The sequence below is a fragment of the Anabaena sp. PCC 7938 genome, from assembly GCF_049315035.1.
In the GTDB taxonomy this organism is placed as follows: domain Bacteria; phylum Cyanobacteriota; class Cyanobacteriia; order Cyanobacteriales; family Nostocaceae; genus Anabaena; species Anabaena cylindrica.
This window is the reverse complement of the sequence record NZ_CP186034.1, coordinates 932,367-953,067: the sequence shown is the minus strand read 5'-3', so window position 1 is coordinate 953,067 and position 20,701 is coordinate 932,367. Positions and strand designations below refer to the sequence as shown.

The window sequence follows — 20,701 nt, the reverse complement described above, 5'->3', positions numbered from 1 at the left end:
TGAGTATCTCATCTATCAAATATTCAGCATATAAAGATGAGGAAATTATTTTTCAGCAAGCATTTTAAGAGTATCCAATTTCTATCATGTGGAAAAATTCCCACACTACTTCATCAGCAATGAACATTAAATAATTACTTGTTAAAATTTTTGGAAATAGCCAGTAATTCTTTTCCTTGCACTTCTATCGTAGAAGAACCTTTTCTGATAAATGCTCTATTTCCAACAAAAGATACTTCATTTTGTCTAGGAACGGTAATCCTAACAACAGAATACTGTTTTTTATATAATACTATATCGAAGTTTGCTAAGACTTGAGTTTTAAGTGGTTCTGTAAGTTCTGAATTCAAGACTGCATTTGTTAATACTTTTACATAATCCTCTAGAGATTGATTGAATATTCTAGCCTCTCTATCAATCCCTACAATATATCATTCTATTAAGTTCAATAGCTTTTATGTTATCTAAATTCTCAATTCTATTAACATCACTTTCTTTGTCAGCTACACCTATAAAAATATACCCTTCTGAGTCAGAACCTAAATTAGCAATTCCACAAATTGTGTCAATCAATCTCTGAAGTAAGTCCTTGTTTAATTTCCTATTTTCTGATAAGTCCAATAATCCTTGTTTACATTCATATTTTGTTGTTTCAATGTAAGAACGTCGTATAGAATTTTCTAACTCTACTGTTAGTTCAACACCATGTCCAAGAGTTGACCTATCTGGTTTAACAAAATAGTCTCTAATTCTACCTTTTGTGCTATCTATATTAGTTTTTCTATCTCTTGTTGTTGCATAGCGTTTACTCAAATTTAGATTTCTTTGAAGATTCATCAGAGATTTTATAATTGATGTTGTATCACTAGGTAAAAGTTCTTGATTTATTGTTAAATCAAAAAAAGCCATAAATATAGTATAAAATGCTTGAGGGATTGGATTATTGCTACCAGGATTAACAATATTTAATAAACATTTAGTTTCTGAACTATACGATTCAATCGTTTCTCTGATAATAGAAAAGTTTTTGATGATATTGTCTTGTAATTTTTCGGCTGTATAGAGTGCTAACGAATTTTCTATAGTTTCAAAATATCTACTTTCTCTATCATAAAGATTATCTAAATTTTCACGACTTCTTGCTAGAGGTTCACTTAATAAAATAGATGCAGCAATATCCGCAATCATATCTTCATCTTCACTATCCCGCAATTTAGATATTGTTAGGATGCCTTGCTTACACCATAAAGTATCTTCAGCTTTAATTCCATAACCTTGATATGATGGACGAGAATCAATACTAATTTCTGGCATTTCATAGAGATTAAGTATTTTTTGTGAATCATCCCCTCTTAATTTCATAGCGATTGTACGAACTACTTCTGCAAATGCTGTAGTAATACCCGCTTGTCGCTTTTCTTGATTACTTAAATGTTTTCCGTTGGAGTTAATTCTCCCAAAAACTTCTGTAATATCTTCTTCTTCCATTGCGGTATAAATAGTAACTGCGAGTTGATAATCTAAAATATTGGAACACTCTCTTGGGGAAAGAAGGTTATTATTATCATTTACTGTTTCAAAACTAGAATGATCAGCTAATTGCTTTGCAAAAGAAAATTCTTTTACATCAAAATATTTTTCTTCAAAACTAAATGAATTCTCAATAAAACTACATATTGCATTAAGCCTTTGTATTCCATCTATAACTTCATATTTACCACTTCCATGTATTTTGGGTCTTTCCGCAAGTAAAATGAGAGGAATAGGATATCCTTTAAGAATGCTTCCTATTAATCTACTCTTCTCTTCAACTGTCCAAACTAACTTTCGTTGATATTTACGATTTACTAATAAATTGCCTGAGCGATAAGAACGATAAGCTTCAGTTATGCTCATTCCACGTGGTACGATACTCAAGTTAATCTCCTCTCAAAAATTTATACAGCTTAATTGTAACCAGGATTAATACTCTGCGCGAACAGTAAACTGATCGCTTCCAAAGCTATTATCATACAGCAAATAACTACGATAATATAGACTTGTTTGTGTATTAATTTAATTAGCTTACATTAGATTTATTCTGTAGGGTTGCTATAGTTTTTCCGTATATTTAAGAGATGTTAAGAAAATGCTCCTACATAGTACATAGTAATCTCAGCAATTTTTTACTAGGCAAAAATTAATATCGCTGTTTTGGAAATAAGAGGAGAGCTATCACTCTTTGCCTGTTACTATGTATGAAATAAAAAAGGGGTAATTCCAGAAAATCCAGAATTACCCCAATTTAAAATCTTAAATTCCCACTACTAGCTATTAAGCAAAAGCAGCAGTTCTAACATCGTTATTTGTCAGAATTTCTTGCAATTCATCAGCGTCTACGGTTTCTTTATCAACCAGCATTTGCGCGATTTGATCTAAAATGTGGCGATTATTCACCAACACTTCTTTAGCGCGAATATAAGCTGTATCGACTAATTTGCGGACTTCTTCATCAATTGCGGCTGCGGTTTCTTCTGAGAAGTCACGTTCAGACATGATATCTCGACCGAGGAACATATTGCCTTGTTGACGACCTAAAGCAACAGGACCCAAGCGATCGCTCATCCCAAATCGAGTTATCATCTGTTTAGCAACTCTGGCTACCTGTTGCAAGTCGTTGGAAGCACCTGTGGTAACTTCATCTTCACCAAAGATAATCTCTTCAGCTAAACGACCACCTAAAGCCACAGCCATCTGATTTTCCAGATAAGCACGGCTATATAAACCTGTATCCATGCGGTCTTCGCTAGGAGTAAACCAAGTCAAACCACCAGCACGACCACGGGGAATGATGCTAATCTTCTGTACAGGGTCATAGTCAGGCATCAACGCACCAACTAAAGCATGACCAGCTTCGTGATATGCAACCAAGGTTTTACGCTTTTCGCTCATTACCCGGTCTTTCTTCTCTGGCCCAGCTAATACGCGGTCGATGGCATCATTGATTTCATCCATCGAAATTTCGGTTAAGTTGCGACGTGCTGCTAAAATTGCGGCTTCGTTCAACAAGTTAGATAAATCTGCACCAGTGAAACCAGGGGTACGACGAGCGATTTTATCCAAGTCCACATCTTTAGATAAGGTTTTACCCCGTGCGTGAACCTTGAGAATTTCGCTGCGTCCAGCGTAGTCAGGACGGTCTACGACCACTTGACGGTCAAAACGACCGGGACGCAATAAAGCTGCATCTAGTACGTCAGGACGGTTGGTAGCAGCAATGATGATGATGCCTGTGTTACCTTCAAAACCATCCATTTCAGTGAGCAACTGGTTCAGGGTTTGTTCCCGTTCGTCGTTACCACCACCTAAACCAGCACCCCGTTGACGACCTACTGCGTCAATTTCATCAATGAAGACGATACAGGGAGCGTTGGTTTTAGCTTGTTCAAATAAATCGCGGACGCGGGAAGCACCCACACCAACGAACATTTCCACAAATTCGGAACCGGAGATTGAGAAGAAGGGTACACCAGCTTCCCCAGCTACAGCACGAGCGAGGAGGGTTTTACCTGTACCAGGAGGGCCAACTAAAAGTACACCTTTAGGAATTTTTGCACCAACTGCGGTAAAGCGATCGGCATTTTTCAAAAAGTCTACAACTTCGTTTAATTCCAACTTGGCTTGGTCAATACCCGCTACATCACCAAATGTAACTTGGGTTTGGGGTTCCATTTGCACTCTGGCTTTAGATTTACCAAAGTTCATTGCTTGGCTACCTGGTCCACTTTGAGCGCGACGGAGTAAGAAAAATAAACCAACCAGAAGTAATACAGGGAAAAATAAGCTGCTTAGTGCTTTAAACCAAAATCCTTCGTCGGTTTGAGGTAATACAGCAATATCAACGCCTTTAGCTGTCAGAGTATTAATTAAATCTGGGTCGTTAACTAAAGTGACGCGCTTTTTATTAAGGTCGTATTTAGGTGTAACCATTGCTGTAGAACGGTCTGAACTGAGACTGACCTTTTCTACTCTGCCTTTGTCAACTTCTTGAATAAATTCACTGTAGCGCCATGTTTCTACTTGAGGGGGTTGGTTGTCAAAAAACGCAGTCCCTAAAGCAATTACAACAATAAAAAGCAGTGCATACAGCCCCGCATTTCTCCATCTTTTATTCACAGAGGTCTATTCTCCTGTATATTTTGTCTGTTTCGTTTTTAGCAGGCGTTCTGCGCGATAGCATCACGGCCCTAAAATCAGAGAGAGCTTTATTAGAATTATGTTAACTTATCTTAACGTATACCAAAAAGGTGTTCGTGTCATGATACAAATAATCCTTTAAGTTCCAAGAAGCATTTATGGTGGGGATTATATTGTAGCGAGCCTGTAGACTGTTGTACGGTATGGATGGGAATTATCTCAACAACGCTATTAGTGTAAGCGATCGCTTCTAATTTTTTGACTAGCTCCGGTGTCCAAGGTGTTTGCTGGACGGTGATTTGGCGATTTTTTAGCTGAGTGATGATGTGCGATCGCTCTATTCCTGACAAAATTCCCACTTCTAAAGGCGGTGTCCACCAACAGCCATCACACCACCCCCAAAGATTGCCAGTACTGGTTTCTAGCCAATTTCCCAAAGCATCTGTTAAAATCGCTTCTTCGGCTTGTAAAGATTGCACACTATTTTTTGCTAACCAAGCACTCAAATAATTTCCGGTTTTATGCTTGGGGAGAGAACGAGCAAATTCCGGTTCAGCAAGAGCAGATAATATACCATTATTTTGCTTTTCTGTCAACTCAGGTGGTAATAATCTACCAATTATCCATTCTCTTCCATCAGGAAAGATAGTAATTCTAAGAACAGGAAAATCTTTCAAGAGGATTTCTGCACCTTGACGCACAAAATTCCAATCAGGTTCTTTCCAACCAAAACTGTGTAAACTCAATCTCAGTCGGGAACAATGTGCTTCCCAGTTAGTTAAACTATGATCAAGGGAATTATCATACACTCGCAAAGTTGTAAAAACCGTCGCCCCATAAAGTAACCCCGGATCATTAATATCCAATTCCAGCGTTTGCGATTCGATTAATTTACCACAATACCAATACATAAAGAGGGAATAGGAAGCAGGAAGCAGGAAGCAGGGGAAGAAGACTTTACTACTTATCACCAGTTCCCAATTAAGAATTACGAATTACAAATTATTTTAATCTTTAGCAGGGAGAGTAACAGCAGGTACTCCATCATCATTAATTGTTACCTTGCCTCCCAATTTTTCTATTTCTTGAATTGCTCTATTGCGAGTTTTTTCATCAACATTATTTTGTAAAACCATTGTCCATGTAGCAATTCTAGCAAACTTACTGTCAGGATTATTTTGGAGAAATTCAGCAGTTTTTCCCGAAATAAAAGCTGCATTTTTACTTTCATCATCAGTAAAATTACTAGCCCAACTAGCAGCTTTTGAAAAAGATTCTTTTGCAGCTTGAGAGTCACCTAAAAATAATAACTCATCAGTTCCTTTATAGCGCCAGACATAATAAGATTTCTGAGGTATTTGAGGAGATAGAGATTTTAAACCTTTCTCCATTAAGGTAATAGACCTTTCTGGCATACCAGCATATAAAGAAGTACTGACAGAAAGACCTAGATAAGCGGCTAAAAATCTTGGGTCACGTTTGAGAATAACTTCAAAATATTCTGGACTTAAACTATAACCAATTTTATCTCTAGCTTCATTGTCTCCAAAGTATTGCAAAAAATCTATATATGCCCAATCAGCAATAACGTTGTCGTAACTAAAGCTGGGCATTTGTTTGAGTAAATTCAGACGCAGATTTTCTTTTTGCTGGTCTTTTTCTAGGGTTTCTATAGATGCAGTTTGTTTACTAATTAAGAGTTTTTGGAGTCTAGGAAATTGACTCAAGCTAATTCCTAAAATACACAAACAGGCTACCAAAGGCGTAGTAATAGCTTCACGAGATAAAAGCATATTCAGACATTTAAAATCACAATTGTTATTTTTGCAGTATTTGCCAACATTGTTGAGCGATCGCCCAATTTTCTTGAGTGTGTATCACTAATACTCGTACAGTTGAATCAGAAGCAGCAATATCTATATCAATTGGCTGTTGTTGGTTTTTTTCAAGATCTATTTTCAGTCCCAAAAATTCCCAAGCATCACAAGCTGCTTGACGAATTTCCGAAGAGTTTTCACCAACTCCAGCGGTAAACACCAAAGCATCTAATCCCCCTAGACTAGCCAGCATAGCACCGATACCAGCCCGCAAATGATGTATATAGATATCCCATGCTAATTGAGCGCGATCATTACCTTGAGCGATCGCTTCCATGACTTGAGGTAAATCACTGGAAACACCCGAAATCCCCCTTAAACCAGAAGCTTTATTTAAAACATAATCTAATCTTTCTACTGAGTAATCAGATTGCCGTAGCAGATAAATCAAAATCCCTGGATCAATTGAACCACAACGGCTACCCATCATCAAGCCATCAAGAGGCGTAAACCCCATAGTTGTATCAATACTACGCCCGTTTTTAATTGCGGCCAAAGAGCAACCATTACCTAAATGGCAGGTAATTAACCGCAGTGACGTTAAATCTCGTCCCAGAATTTGCGCTGCACGACTAGCACAATACTGATGACTAATACCATGAAAACCATAGCGACGGATACCTTGTTCCACCCATTCATAGGGGCCAGGATAAATTGCAGCAGCATCAGGTAAAGTGCTATGGAATCCAGTATCAAATACTGCCACTTGGGTAACATTTCCCAAACTCTCCTCAATGGCTTCTATACCATCCAAAGCGGCTGGATTATGTGCTGGAGCAAGGGTATAAAGACAACCTATCTCTTTTTTGACATCTTCAGTAATTACCACACTATCACGGTAACTCTGTCCACCATGAACCACCCGATGTCCTACCACATCAATTTCCGACAAATTACCAACTACCTTAGTAGCACCGTGACTGAGAGTATACAACATATAAGCAACGTGCGCCTGTCGTGAGTCTCCATAAATAGATTCACGCAATACCTCACCCGTCCCTGTTTTCACCTCAATTTCTGCCACTCCCTGGTCTTCAGTCCAGTTCACTTTTCCTTCCCACAGGGGTTGGAGTGCTTGGTTAGGTAGAGTTTCATCGGGGATATCATACACATAACCTTTTTGGCTGCTAGAACCGGCATTGAGTACTAGTATTTTCATAGAGTAATAAGAAACTTCACCTAGTCTAATGATTTCATGATCCTACAATCACTAATAAAAGTTTTCCACTGGGTAGGAAAAATTTATCTTCAAAAACTTTACATTACCATGATAATTTATAAAAATTAGCCCCCTTTTACTGAGTTAAGGGGGTTGATAGGTGAAATTCTAAATCTCCAACTTCACACCCTGAATTGAATAATCTAACAACTCCATTGGGTGCATTACCGAAATTTTCTGATCTGGTAAATATTTACTAATTTGCAATGTACAACCAGGATTTGCAGAAGCAATTAACTCAGCACCTGTATTTAATAAATTTTGTACTTTTTGCTTACCTAGTTCTTCAGCAACTTCCGGTTGCAGCATATTATAAACCCCGGCACTACCACAACATAAAGCCGCGTCTATTGGTTCTCTTAAAGTCACACCCGGAATTTTTCTTAATAACTGACGGGGTTGAACACTAATCTTTTGTCCATGTAATAAATGACAAGCATCTTGATAAACCAAAGTTAAATTCTTATCAGTTAGAGGTGAAAGTTTAGCAGTTAAACCCACATTAATTAAAAATTCTTGTGCATCTTTAACTTTTGCTGCAAATGCTTTTGCTTTTTCTGCATACTCTGGATCATCAGCTAAAATGTGACCATATTCTTTTAAAGTATGACCACAACCAGCAGCATTGATAATGATAAAATCCACATGAGTATCAGCAAAACTATCAATCATTTGTCTTGCTAAAACCTTCGCTTGTTCAGTTTGTCCTTGGTGTTCAGGAAGCGCAGCACAACAACCTTGAGATTTAGGAATAATTACTTCACAACCATTTGCAGTTAAAACCCTCACCGTTGCTTCATTGACAGGAGAGAAAAACAGACGTTGCACACATCCCAAAATTACCCCAACGCGATATCTTTTTTCACCTTGAGCCGGAATCACATCCGGTAAATTATCCTGAAAAGATTTGAGACTAATTTGTGGTAAAATAGATTCCATTGCTGCTAACCGAGGAGATATAGCTTTAATTAACCCAGTAGCTTGCAATAACTTAGAAATTCCCAACTTTTGATAAACCAATAAGGGAAAAAGTAAAATTCTTAAAAGATCAGGATTGGGAAACAGAGAAAAAATCAATTGACGCACTAACTTATCAGGTAAACTGCGGTTATAATTCCTCTCAACCTGATGCCGAGTTGCCGAAATCAACTTATCATACTGCACACCAGAGGGACAAGTTGACACACAAGCCAGACAACCCAAACAAGAATCAAAATGTTCCACAGTTGCGGTATTTAAAGCAATTTCACCTTCATTAATAGCATCCATTAAATAAATGCGTCCCCTTGGTGAATCCATCTCCTTACCTAAAATCCGATAACTAGGACAAGTAGAGAGACAAAACCCACAATGAACACAACTATCAATCAACTTTGGATCAGGAGGATGAATTTCATCAAACCCCTTTAAATTCTTAATACTAGCAACATTATTAACAGCACCATCTGAAACTTGCATTTCTTTTTCCCCTCTTAACTTCGCGTTCTTCGCGTCTTCGTGGTTCATTCTCTTAAATCTTAAATCCCACCAACAAACCTACCAGGACTTAAAATATAATTACCATCAAACTGTTCCTTAATACCTCGCATCAATTGTAAAGCATTCCCAGTGTAACCCCACACATCTAACCTTTCTTTTATTGCCACAGGTGCAGCTAAAACACTTGAAAAGCCATAATTAGATTGACATAACTGACGCAATGACAAAACTTGATTTTGACTTTCCAACCTTACCAAACCCAAACCACTACTAAGGTGAATCAAACCTATTTCTATTTGATTAACAACCTCAACTGCTTTAGTTGGTAATATTCCTATTTTGCAACTAATTAGAGAATTTGTAACATCAGCATGGATTTGTTCTGGTAATCGTTGCCATAGATCAGCTTCATTTTCTGTTGAATAAATTGATCCATCTAAACCCAATTTTTGCCCGATTGCTAAAAGTCGATTTGACTGTTCTTTCACACTTTCGCTAATACTTTGAAAACGGGTAATTAACCCTAATCCTGTACCTAAACCTAAATTAGAAACTAACTTATTTGATAGTAAGTCTGCTTGAGTTGGTGTTAACTCAGAACCTTGCAGAATTGTCGCAGCTTGGGATATAGCTTCAGCTTTACCAGTTAATATCACTGTTGCCGATGTTTCCGGTAGTGGATAAACTCGAAAAGTGACTTGGCTGATAATTCCTAAAGTACCGTAAGCACCGGTGAACAATTTCATCAAGTCGTAACCGGCAACATTTTTTACTACCCTTCCCCCAGCTTTGGCAATTTGTCCATCTGCACGGATAAAAGTTATACCTAAGAGTTGGTCACGCACACCTCCATAACGTTGACGCAGAGAACCTGTATCAGCAGTTGCGACGATACCGCCAATGGTAGCTGATGTGGGTGTGGCAGGGTCTAGGGCTAAGGTTTGGCGAGATTTTGCTAAAATTTCCTGAAGATGGGCAAATTTCATCCCTGCTTCGACGGTGACAGTTAAATCACCAACAGCGTGTTCTATAAGTTGGTTTATGTGTTTCGTACTAACGACAATATCAATATTTTTAGCCAAACCACCCCAGTTGATTTTACTCGCACTACCACAGGGAAGAACACGCCATTTATTACGGTTAGCAGTGGCTATGACAGCGGCTAATTCTGCTTGGGTGTGGGGATAAACGATACAACTGGGATGGCTTTTAGAGTCTATCGCTTGCTGGATGCGTTGTTGCTGAATGGGTTCGAGATTTTCCCAAGGTAAGACAGCGTTTTCTGTGTTGATAATAGATGCTAGGGTAGATGCGTAGACACTTTGTGTCTTTTCGTTAGACATCGCATTCATCAGTTTATTTTTTATATCCTTACTTATTAATGTAATGGTTATAGCGGTTCTCGGTTGAGTGAGATACAAGAACCCCACCCCCAACCCCCTCCCCGCAAGCGATGAGGGGGCTATGATGTATTGCATTCAAATGCATACCGCTATATTTTGACTCAAAATGCACAAGCTGACTTTTCTCATTTCTCATTTCCTCGTTCCTAGTCTCTGACTAGGAATGCTATCATAGAGGCTCCGCCTCATCCCTCACAAATCAACTCAATCTGCAATAAACTGGGTAATTCCATATAATTTCGATAAGAGAACTCCACAAAAAAGATGATCCAATCTTGTGGGATGGGCATCTTGCCCGTCCTTGTATTATTAGCGGGCTTTTCGGCCCGCACCACAAGAAATTTTGGGATATTTTTTTAATTGGAGAACTCTAACTAGAATAACGGCAATGAGATGGTTCATCTTTCTTTAGATAAGTTTGCAGCATCAGCGATAAGATGAAGATGATTCTCTACGAAGATTTTGATTTATATTGGTATTTAGGTGGAGGCAGAGCCTCTAAATTGCATTCCCAGTCAGAGACTGGGAACGAGAGGATGGGAGGGGTGCATCTAATCTAAATCTGGTTCTACACCAAGCGATCGCAGTTGGGCTATTAATCTTTCTGTTTTTTGTCTTTCTTGTTCTAATTTTTGTCTTTCTTCTTCTGCCTTTAGCCTTTCTTGTTCTGCTGGAGTTAACACCCAATTACCATCTTTATCATACCAACGTAACCAAGGCATATTTACATTTTTATAACTGCCTTGCCAGACTCCTAAACCTAATTCTATTTCGGGAATCCAAAAACGGAAATCTGATAAATTTACTTCAGCATAACGAGCGCCGGTTAACTGAAACATTCTAAATTCAGATTGATAACGGTCAAAGATGGCGTAATAGGGTACTCTTAAAATTTGTTCGTAAACTTCCCATTTACCAGGAGGTTTTTCTACATCTCGCAATGTTTGACCTAAATCTTCTTTTTCTGTTCCTGGTGAGAGTAATTCAACTACAATATAAGGATTAACTGCTTCTTGCCAAACTACATAACTTAACCGCAAATCTCTGTTGTCATAAAGAGAGGGAACACCTAAAACGGCAAACCAATCAGGGCGTTTATACCAAAGTGGGTGACGAGAATCATAATAAAGATTCATATCACTGACTGTAAATATTTGGTCGCTAGGATAGTTAGGCGGACGGAATGTTTCTGCTAATAATTGTGGTTGCAATAAATGAAATTGATCTGGCAAACCAGGTTCCTCCGGGTCTTCGCTAGGAAGATCATACATTGTCGGTAATGTTTCTTTAGGGGAAAGTGGCGGATCTGTTTGATACATTCTTGACAATCCTAAAGATATAATTTCTATTTCTATTATGTAGTAATATGATTCGGTTTAGAAAATGGTAGCAACTGTCTTGAATATTCGGTTTTGTGGGGAGGAAGATTTGTTTATTGAAAATTTACAAGAATCAAATCTTCCTAATCGTGAATTGACCCATCAGGCATTGTAGCTCCTTTGAGATTGGCTCCTCTGAGGATAGCTCTTGTAAGGATGGCTCCTCTGAGGATGGCTCCTCTGAGGATGACTTCTTCGAGGATGGCTTCTTCGAGGATGGCTTTTATAAGGTAAGCTCTTGTAAGGTTTGCTCCTGTGAGGTCGGCTTCTGTGAGGTCGGCTCTTGTAAGGTTAGTTCCTGTGAGGTTGGCTCCTGTGAGGTCGGCTCTTATTAGGTAAGCTTTTTCAAAGTTGGCTCCAGTGAGGATGGCTTCTGAGAGGATTGCTCCTGTGAAGTTGGCTCCTGTGAAGTTGGCTTTTGCTTTTGTGAGGTCGGCTCCTGCAAGTATGGCTTCTTCAAAGTTAGCTCCTATGAGGATGGCTTCTGTGAGAATTGCTCTTGTGAAGTTGGCTTCTGCGAGATCGGCTCTTGTGAAGATGGCTCCTTCAAAGTTAGCTCCTATAAGGATGGCTCTTTTGAGGTTGGCTTCTGCAAGTATGGCTCTTTTGAAGTTAGCCTCTGTAAGGTTAGCTTTGCTGATATTAATATTACTTAAATCAAGTCTCTTATTTTCTGGATCTTTGTGTTCGCGTCGTCCAATTACAGTAAGGCATTCTTGAATATCAAGACAAAGTTTTGGTAATTTTTCTATGTCTTCTTGATCCTGTAACTGATCTTCTTTTTTAACAGGTGCATTCTCACGTATAAAAGCTGTAAGAACTTCCATTACTGTCCGATGGTCTTTTTCTGAATCTTTAGCAATTCTTTCTAATGTATAAATCCCTCCTAAACGAACTTCAATTTTTTCGCTTGCAAGCTGTTCTATAGCTTTAGAAAAACGTTCTGTAATTTGCTTATCTTCTGCTATTTTTAAGTTTTTAAGTGCAATTTCAGCATTTTTATTGGCAGCTTTAGCACTTTCATTAGCAGCTTTAGCACTTTCTTCCATAGCATACGCTCGCTTGGCTGCAAAGAAAATATTGATAAGTCCTACAATGCCACCAAAAATTAATCCAGCAGTTGTTAAGACTTTAATCACATATTCATATTTTTTTTCTAATAACTGTGTCCATTCCCCAGTAGTTAAAATAATGGATATTACATAAATGACAATTGCAATAAATATAAACCCAATAAATAAAGCCCAAAATATGATTCGATTGTTTTGAATGTTTATATCATCGTTAGACATAGTATTAATTTTATTCCCTAAATACACAATTTCTCGTTCCCAGTCTCCGACTGGGAATGCTATGATGAGGCTCTGCCTCAATATCTCACAAATCAATCAAATCCACTTCTAATAAACTCGGTAATCCCATATAATTCCGATAACTAGAATAACGCCAATGAGCCGGATCATCAACATAACCACGTCGCACCGGATTATTGTGCATATACTCTAATTTTTGCCTCAACATTTCCTCATCTAAAATCGCTTGGGGATGAAAACCTTCTTGCCACAGTTGATACTCTTGTTTGATCTTATGTTTTATTTTATAAAACTCCAGTTGACCAAGTATATATTCAGCTTTATTTTTATGAAGTAAATCAATAATAGAACGAGCTGTAAATGATTTAAAATTACCTATTTCTTTAGATAAATTTGTAGCCGCAGCGATAAGATGAAGATGATTTTCCATGATGACGTAACCATACAATGTCATACGCTGCTGTCGTTGCAGAAATTTGAGGGAATCTATGATAATTTGCACAAGTTCAGTTTGTCCAAATAATGGCATCCAATTGACTATTGTGCTGGTTATGAAATGTGGTTGAGTTCCTAATACATGATAGCGGCTGCGTCCCATTAGATGATTTGGTTTGGTAGATGTGGTGTTTTGATTTTAATATGGGAGGCAGACGTTATACATCGTATCATCAACGATAATTAGTAAATATGAGATACATGAATTGATTTCGAGTTTTTGAGAGGCAGAGCCTCTTGATGGCATTCCCAGTCTCCGACTGGGAACGAGGGATAACTAAACACTTAGGGGTTGTCTAGTTTTGACAGGTTGATAATTTCCATTACTGTCAATTGCGACAGATGAAATATTTTCTTTTCCTGTAATCAATCTCGCGCCACGATTGCGGGTAAAATAATTCCAAATCCATTGAATCATGACTACTAATTTGTTATCAAATTCAATCAGGAAGTAGATATGAACGAATAACCAGAAAAACCACGCGAAGAAACCTTTAAGTTTGATGAAACCTAAGTCAACAACTGCGGCGTGTTGCCCAATCATTGCTAAACTTCCTCTATCCACATAGTTAAATTGTGGTAATGTTTCACCTTTAAGGCGTTTCTGAATTAGTTTAGCTACATATTCGCCTTCTTGCATGGCGACTGGTGCAACACCAGGTAAGGGTTTATTATTTTGATGGGCAAAATTCGCTAAGTCACCAACTACGAAGATGTTGGGATGTCCTTTAATACTCAGGTCTGGTTCAACGATAACACGCCCGGCGCGATCGCTCTCCGCCCCAGTTCGTTCTGTCAAAACTTTCCCCATAGCCGAGGCTTTCACACCCGCAGCCCATAATACTGTTTTTGCAGCTATCTCTTTAACATCTTCACCTTGTTTGATAGTCACAATATCATCAGCAATATTTGTCACCAGGGTTTTTGTCTGGACATTTACACCTAATTGTGTTAAGGAAGTTTCCGCTTCTTGGGATAATTCTGGGGCAAAAGGTGGGAGAATGCGATCCATACCTTCTAAAAGAAGGATTCGCGCTTCTGAAGTGTCAATGTTGCGGAAATCTTCTTTCAGAGTTTTGGTTGCCAATTCTGCGATCGCACCAGCTAATTCTACACCGGTTGGGCCACCACCTACAATCACAAAAGTCAACCAGGCCTGACGCTGTACCGGATCACTTTCCTTTTCTGCGGCTTCAAACGCCATAAAAATCCTGTGACGCATTGCAATAGCATCTTCCACCGTTTTCAAACCGGGTGCAAATTCTTCCCAGTCATCTTTCCCAAAATAAGAATGCTTCGCACCTGTAGCCACAATTAAAGTATCATAGCGTACTGCTTCACCACTAACAATTACCTGTTTTGCATCAGGATTAATATCATCAACTTCACCCAACAGCACTTTTGTATTTTTACTCTTGCTGAGAACAGAACGTAACGGTGAAGAAATATCTGCGGGAGACAAAGCACCTGTAGCGACTTGATACAGAAGTGGTTGAAATAGATGAAAATTGCGTTTATCAATCAGCGTCACGTTGACATTTGCTTTTTTCAGTGATTTGGCGGCATAAAGTCCACCAAAACCACCACCAACGATAACTACCTCATGTGGTGGGTTATTTTCATGTGCATCAACCATAAGAAATGTTTCCTTGCGTTAAAACAGGTGCTGTAACTATTTTTAACAAAAATGTAACAAATTTGTCACATTTTTTTCTGTTTATCTTGAACTTATTAAAAAAAAATAAAAGTATTCATGATTTCCACATAAAAGTGGTTTTTTATAATTATTACTGTACCTAAAGATAAGTTGAATTAATACAAGCTCACTTAGAGTAAGATGTCATAAAATATACGTATTATATCTCTTGGACAAGATTCTCGCCGGGAGTATTTATTTTGGTAACACAATTTGGGGTAAAATCAAAAGTCTGCCTATTTTATAACTATGCTTGCGGACAGGAGATGCTTCTATGGCGCGGATGTACTATGATGAAGATGCCAATTTAGACCTTTTGGCTGGAAAAACGATTGCTATTATTGGTTATGGTTCACAAGGTCATGCCCACGCCCTTAATTTAAAAGATAGTGGTGTAAATGTAATTGTAGGATTATATCCCGGTAGTAAGTCAACAGCAAAAGCTGAAGCTGCTGGTTTGACTGTAAAAAATGTGGCTGATGCTGCTAAAGCTGCCGATTTCATCATGATTTTATTACCTGATGAAGTGCAGAAAACAATTTACAAAAACGAGATTGAACCAAATTTAGAAGCAGGAAATGTTTTAGCCTTTGCACATGGCTTTAATATTCACTTTGCACAAGTTGTTCCCCCTGCTGATGTTGATGTAGTCATGGTTGCGCCTAAAGGGCCAGGACACTTAGTGCGTCGGACTTACGAACAAGGACAAGGTGTACCCGCTTTATTTGCAGTATATCAAGATGCTACAGGCAAAGCACGCGATCGCGCAATGGCTTATGCTAGAGGTATTGGTGGTACACGCGCCGGTATCCTAGAAACCACATTCCGCGAAGAAACCGAAACCGATTTGTTTGGTGAACAAGCAGTATTGTGTGGCGGTTTAAGCGCTTTAATCAAAGCCGGTTTTGAAACCCTAGTTGAAGCAGGTTATCAACCAGAACTAGCATATTTTGAATGTCTGCACGAAGTCAAATTAATCGTTGACTTAGTTGTAGAAGGTGGTTTAGCCACCATGCGCGATAGTATTTCTAATACCGCTGAGTATGGCGATTATACCCGTGGGCCAAGAGTCGTTACTGCTGACACCAAAGCAGAAATGAAGAAAATCTTGAGCGAAATTCAATCTGGACAATTTGCGCGGGAATTCGTATTAGAAAACCAAGCAGGTAAACCAGGTTTCACAGCTATGCGTCGTCAAGAAGCAGAACATCCCATTGAGGAAGTTGGTAGAGATTTGCGTGCCATGTTTAGCTGGTTAAAGAAAGCGTAGTCCAATTTTGGATTTTGGATTTGAGAGACGGAAATTTCGTGTCTCTCAAATTTGATTTTTGCAAAAATTAAAATATTGTATCTATAACAGGGAATGCCTACCTTATTGTATTTTTTAAACTGACAAAATCACATCTTCAATAATTATGTAGAAGTTTTTTCGGTTCTTGTATTTGGTTTTTTATATCTGTATAATCAAATTAAGGTCGAAAACGGAAACTAGGAAAAACAAGAATTTTGCACTACTTGAAGAAATTAGTCAAATTTTGTATGGAGGGAATATTATATGTTAACAACCATTGAAGGAATTTATAAAAACGGTAAAATTGAACTGGCTGAAACACCAGATGGAATTAGTGAAAGTCCAGTATTTGTGACTTTCTTAGCTACAAAACCCACCACTTGGCCAGAAATAATTCTGCAATATCAAGGGACAGAAGAAAGTATCATTTTTGAGTCATATCGAGACGAGCTATTACTACCAAAGGAAGTAGAATTTTAATCATGGGATATCTACTTGATACTTGTGTAGTTAGTGATTTTGTTAAGGGAGAAGAAAGCACCCTCAAGAAATTAAAATCTATCTCTCCTGTGGATATTTTCATTTCATCTTTAACAGTTATGGAATTGAAATATGGATTAGCAATTAATCCACAACGCGCCGTTAAAATCCAACCGTTAATTGAAACATTCTTAAATTCAATTACAATTTTAACTTTTGGCTCCAAAGAAGCGGAGCAATCTGCCGAAATCAGAAGTATTTTGAAAATATCAGGCTCGCCTATAGGTGCTTATGATGTACTTATCGCAGCAACAGCAATAACTCATAATCACATTGTCGTTACATCTAATGTGAGAGAATTTCAAAGAGTACCCAATTTGCAAATTGAGAATTGGCGTTCCGTTTCTTGAATTGCAATTATCTTTCCTGGCTCGTTGCTTCTATTCATCATCACCAAAATCAGGTTCAATGCCAAGAGTGCGTAATTGTGCTGCTAATCTTTCTGCGCGTCTTCTTTCTCGCTCTACTTGTTTTCTTTCCCGTTCTTCCGGTGTAAGAACCCAATTACCCGAAGCATCATACCAGCGTAACCATTGTCGTTCAATGCCTTCATAGACACCTGGCCACAGTCCTAAACCTAATTCAATATCATTTAGCCACACACGAAATTGATTTATTTCCAATTCAGAATAACTACTTCCCTGTAATTGAAATGCTCTTAACTGGTCATTGTAGCGATCAAAAACTATATAATAAGGTACTCTTAAAACTCGTTCGTAGACTTCCCACTTAGTTGGAGGTTGACTAGCATCTCGTAACGTTTTCCCTAAATCTTCTTTTTCAGTTCCTGGTGAAATGAATTCTACCACCACAAAGGGATTAACGCCTTCTTGCCAAACCACATAACTCAGACGCAGTTCTTTTTGTGCATACAACCTTGGTACATCAACGACAGCGAACCAGTCAGGACGTTTATACCATAATGGATGATGGACATCGTAGTAAAGATTTAAGTCTGTGGCGATAAATACCTGATTTTCGGGGAAGTTAGGCGGACAAAAAGTTTCCCGTAATAACTGAGGTTGCAAAAGGTGAAATTCATCTGGCAAACCGGGTTCCTCTGGGTTTTCACTAGGTAAATCATACATTGTCGGGAGGAATTCCTTGGCAGAACGCGGCGGGTCTGTTTGATACATAACTATGGCGTAGGTGACAGGGAATAGAGAATAATTATTAGTATTTTATCAAAATTGCCATCAATAAATTCTTACCTGACCAAATATTTGCTTACAAAGATGGAGTTAAACATATTGATTTACTGTTTTTTGATCAAACCGTTTAATTTAGCAGCCGTTTCCTCTGGTTTTCCAGACGCAGGAAAAACTAAAACACTCTTAACTTCTGGGTTATCTAATAATGCTTGTAAACGATGAAATTGTGGCTCACTAATAGCAATACCATGATAATTTTTGACATAATTTAATTCTTCTTGGAAATTAGCATCGTTATAAACCTGAATAAAGACTCTATCCACATTCCATTTTTCCCAATCAGCCGCAAAATATCGTTTAGCCCAATAAGGGTTATGATGACAAATATCAAAACTAACAGACGAATTAGCTTTTTTCATGCCCGTAATCATTTGCTGCACAAAAGTAGTTAACTTAGCAGTACGATCTACTTTCCCTGGCAATTCCGCATGATAACCTAAATAATCATCCCATTGTACAGCATCAATTTTTGGATACCGCTGCACAAATTCTACTAAGATATTTTTAAAGAAATTCGCAACTTCAGGAATTTCTACATCTAACACATAATGTTCTATAGCAGGATAGGTTTTATCTACACCAGGAACAACCCATTTTTTCTCAATTGCTAAATCAAAAATAGGGCTATTTTTATCTATTTTGATACCTTTCTCAAAATAAGCGTGAACTTGCATTCCTTGTTTATGTGCTTCATCAATTAACCAATCTAACCATTGATCTTGAAACAGATTTGGACAACTTTTATAACCAAGATTTTGCTGCATCACCTTACTGTTGTACATCGTACAACCATTACCCCAAACACCATGAATAATCGTATTAAATCCTTGAGAGCGATAGTTACGCACTCTTTCACGAATTGTTTTTTCATCAGCATTATTAGTAATTTGGTAGCGACTTAAATAAATGCCTCTAATTGCTTTTTTCTCCCAAGAGTTTGCAGGTAATGGTGTTGTTTTGGGGATGGTTGTTTTAATAGGAGTTGGTTGATTATTAGGAGTAATTTTAGCAATGCTTGGTACAGCAGGAGAAGGAATTTTTGTAGAATTTGCTTTAGGTATTGGTGCAATAATTGGTGTCGAAGTTGCTGTAATGGTTGGTGTAGAATTGAAGATAGAAGTCGTAATTTGTTGCCCTTGAGAAACAAATTTACTCACATCTATATTGTTTCTTTGAGTAAATAACCAATAACAACCTCCCAAAAAAATTACTATCACAGAAATGGGAATATTGGCACATCCACAGCCACTTGGTTCTTGTTTATTTTTCGACATAATATGATTATTACCTGAGAATCTTAATCTATAGACAATTTTGAATCTATGAGAATAAGATACAACTTGGATTTTGTACTTTACGGTTAATGGTTGCAAAATCTTCACTCAACTTTACATAAAAAGCAACCAATTTATAGCAATTTCCAAGCTCATGAAATACACCCCACCTGCGCTGTCGCGCACCCTCCCCTTGGTAAGGGGAAGGTTGGGGAGGGGTAATTTTGTATCTAACTAGAGTGGGAAAGGCTATATATTATCTACCACCATATTTTCCAAATCAGGTTTATATTTTTTTCTTTCCTCTCTATCAACTCAGAAATCAACATTCAGAAATTGGCGTATTCTCATAACTACATATTGAACACTTCGTTGATCTGTATATTGTGGATTAATCGGAATTTCTTTACCATCTTTGAAAACAATCACAGCCTGATAAATCCTAGAATATTTAACTTGCTTATCTTGAATATAAAACCGGATAATCTCTTCTAGCGGATATTCAGTAGTTGTATTACCACGCAAGCCTTTACGTTCTATGAAAACCTTATTGATACTTTTATAAAAAGTGCAGATGCTTAAAGATGATGTTGCTAAAAAACCACCGATTCCTGTGATTAGCAAAGCAAATAAACTTATATAAAAGAGATATATACGTCGATTTTGTGTGACTATAAAAAAACTTTCCCCAGAGTTGATAAAACTATTAAGTTTAAAAATAAACTCCTCATTGTCTTGATAACTAATATTAGGTAGTAGAGAAAATTCTCCAAACCTACTCACAACAATAGTTTGATAGCTTTTACTTCCCTTGCTACCAAGTATTGTCTTGACGTATGCTTGTTGAGGATCAAATAGCTTGATTATTTTCCTACTTCCCAGCAAAGTAAACCGTTCCAATTCGCAGTTAATTTCTGGAGGTGCGGAACGAGTACAGGAAAGACGGAGGGAAGTAAAATCGAAAAATATCAAATAAATCCAAAAACTCAAACCACCTATAAAAAATAAGCCTCCTAATAACCAGTTGGTAACAGGTCGGTGTTTGATAACTAATCTAGTGTGGGTTTCCTCTACAACTTTCATCAGTGCTTGTGTATAGAATACATAACCTATAAGTAGAGTATTCCCTTTATTCTCCTATCTATACCAGTCCTAAATGATTTGTAAAAAATTAATTTTCCCTCAGCGTAACCCACCATTATTCTTTAAGTTGATAGTGCGTTACAGACTTTAGCCCTAATACACCCTAAAAATTGAAGATTTTTTATTTGTAAGTCCCTTCTTTGAGGTAGCTCAAAGACAGTATGATAAAATTCTGGCAGATTGGGGATAGAACAACTTCAGAGGT

Annotated in this window: 18 protein-coding genes; 3 read left to right on the top strand and 15 right to left on the bottom strand. The window is 37.8% G+C overall.

Going from position 1 to position 20,701, the window contains the following annotated elements:
- Positions 1-134 precede the first annotated feature (134 nt).
- From ACOWPH_RS04620 to ACOWPH_RS04565, 12 genes are all read right to left on the bottom strand, one after another.
- Complete coding sequence (locus ACOWPH_RS04620) at positions 135-350, bottom strand: hypothetical protein (RefSeq protein WP_422665683.1); 216 nt, start codon at positions 348-350, stop codon at positions 135-137.
- A gap of 64 nt (positions 351-414) precedes the next feature.
- On the bottom strand, positions 415-1,896 hold the full coding sequence (locus tag ACOWPH_RS04615) for a DUF262 domain-containing protein (RefSeq protein ID WP_422665682.1): 1,482 nt from the start codon (positions 1,894-1,896) through the stop codon (positions 415-417).
- Between the two features lie 417 nt (positions 1,897-2,313).
- Positions 2,314-4,155 carry an ATP-dependent zinc metalloprotease FtsH3 gene (gene ftsH3 / locus ACOWPH_RS04610; RefSeq protein WP_015214216.1) on the bottom strand — a complete coding sequence of 614 codons (1,842 nt, stop codon included), beginning with the start codon at positions 4,153-4,155 and terminating at the stop codon, positions 2,314-2,316.
- 140 nt (positions 4,156-4,295) lie between these two features.
- On the bottom strand, positions 4,296-5,087 hold the full coding sequence (locus ACOWPH_RS04605) for an aminotransferase class IV (RefSeq protein WP_015214215.1): 792 nt from the start codon (positions 5,085-5,087) through the stop codon (positions 4,296-4,298).
- Positions 5,088-5,183: 96 nt separating this feature from the next.
- Positions 5,184-5,969: a hypothetical protein gene (locus ACOWPH_RS04600; protein ID WP_015214214.1), complete on the bottom strand. Its 786-nt coding sequence runs from the start codon at positions 5,967-5,969 to the stop codon at positions 5,184-5,186.
- Between the two features lie 25 nt (positions 5,970-5,994).
- The gene (locus tag ACOWPH_RS04595; protein WP_015214213.1) at positions 5,995-7,212 is read right to left on the bottom strand and encodes an acetate kinase; all 1,218 of its coding nucleotides are present in this window, start codon (positions 7,210-7,212) and stop codon (positions 5,995-5,997) included.
- A 168-nt stretch (positions 7,213-7,380) separates the two neighbouring features.
- Positions 7,381-8,730: a (Fe-S)-binding protein gene (locus ACOWPH_RS04590; RefSeq protein ID WP_015214212.1), complete on the bottom strand. Its 1,350-nt coding sequence runs from the start codon at positions 8,728-8,730 to the stop codon at positions 7,381-7,383.
- Between the two features lie 59 nt (positions 8,731-8,789).
- Positions 8,790-10,103: an FAD-binding oxidoreductase gene (locus ACOWPH_RS04585; protein ID WP_042464831.1), complete on the bottom strand. Its 1,314-nt coding sequence runs from the start codon at positions 10,101-10,103 to the stop codon at positions 8,790-8,792.
- A gap of 602 nt (positions 10,104-10,705) precedes the next feature.
- Positions 10,706-11,473 (bottom strand): Uma2 family endonuclease, encoded by a 768-nt coding sequence (locus tag ACOWPH_RS04580; protein WP_015214210.1) that lies wholly within the window; start codon positions 11,471-11,473, stop codon positions 10,706-10,708.
- 143 nt (positions 11,474-11,616) lie between these two features.
- On the bottom strand, positions 11,617-12,825 hold the full coding sequence (locus ACOWPH_RS04575) for a pentapeptide repeat-containing protein (protein WP_422665681.1): 1,209 nt from the start codon (positions 12,823-12,825) through the stop codon (positions 11,617-11,619).
- 85 nt (positions 12,826-12,910) lie between these two features.
- Positions 12,911-13,444, bottom strand: a complete 534-nt coding sequence (locus ACOWPH_RS04570) for an REP-associated tyrosine transposase (RefSeq protein WP_015214208.1) — start codon at positions 13,442-13,444, stop codon at positions 12,911-12,913.
- Positions 13,445-13,618: 174 nt separating this feature from the next.
- On the bottom strand, positions 13,619-14,977 hold the full coding sequence (locus tag ACOWPH_RS04565; protein ID WP_015214207.1) for an NAD(P)/FAD-dependent oxidoreductase: 1,359 nt from the start codon (positions 14,975-14,977) through the stop codon (positions 13,619-13,621).
- Between the two features lie 334 nt (positions 14,978-15,311).
- Here ACOWPH_RS04565 and ilvC point away from each other — a divergent pair, with 334 nt between their 5' ends.
- The 3 genes from ilvC to ACOWPH_RS04550 all read left to right on the top strand — a co-directional run bounded on the left by ilvC (position 15,312) and on the right by ACOWPH_RS04550 (position 17,218).
- Positions 15,312-16,307, top strand: a complete 996-nt coding sequence (gene ilvC, locus ACOWPH_RS04560) for a ketol-acid reductoisomerase (RefSeq protein ID WP_015214206.1) — start codon at positions 15,312-15,314, stop codon at positions 16,305-16,307.
- A 285-nt stretch (positions 16,308-16,592) separates the two neighbouring features.
- Positions 16,593-16,808, top strand: coding sequence for a hypothetical protein (locus tag ACOWPH_RS04555; RefSeq protein WP_015214205.1), 216 nt, complete (start codon positions 16,593-16,595; stop codon positions 16,806-16,808).
- A gap of 2 nt (positions 16,809-16,810) precedes the next feature.
- A complete protein-coding gene (locus ACOWPH_RS04550) occupies positions 16,811-17,218 on the top strand; it encodes a type II toxin-antitoxin system VapC family toxin (RefSeq protein WP_015214204.1) in 408 nt (135 codons plus the stop codon).
- 30 nt (positions 17,219-17,248) lie between these two features.
- Here the strand turns inward: ACOWPH_RS04550 and ACOWPH_RS04545 are convergent, their stop codons facing one another.
- The 3 genes from ACOWPH_RS04545 to ACOWPH_RS04535 form a co-directional block, all read right to left on the bottom strand.
- Entirely contained in the window at positions 17,249-18,004 is a 756-nt protein-coding gene (locus ACOWPH_RS04545; RefSeq protein WP_015214203.1) for a Uma2 family endonuclease, read from the bottom strand.
- Between the two features lie 119 nt (positions 18,005-18,123).
- The gene (locus ACOWPH_RS04540; RefSeq protein ID WP_015214202.1) at positions 18,124-19,353 is read right to left on the bottom strand and encodes a family 10 glycosylhydrolase; all 1,230 of its coding nucleotides are present in this window, start codon (positions 19,351-19,353) and stop codon (positions 18,124-18,126) included.
- A gap of 315 nt (positions 19,354-19,668) precedes the next feature.
- Positions 19,669-20,436 carry a hypothetical protein gene (locus tag ACOWPH_RS04535; RefSeq protein ID WP_015214201.1) on the bottom strand — a complete coding sequence of 256 codons (768 nt, stop codon included), beginning with the start codon at positions 20,434-20,436 and terminating at the stop codon, positions 19,669-19,671.
- Positions 20,437-20,701: the final 265 nt, after the last annotated feature.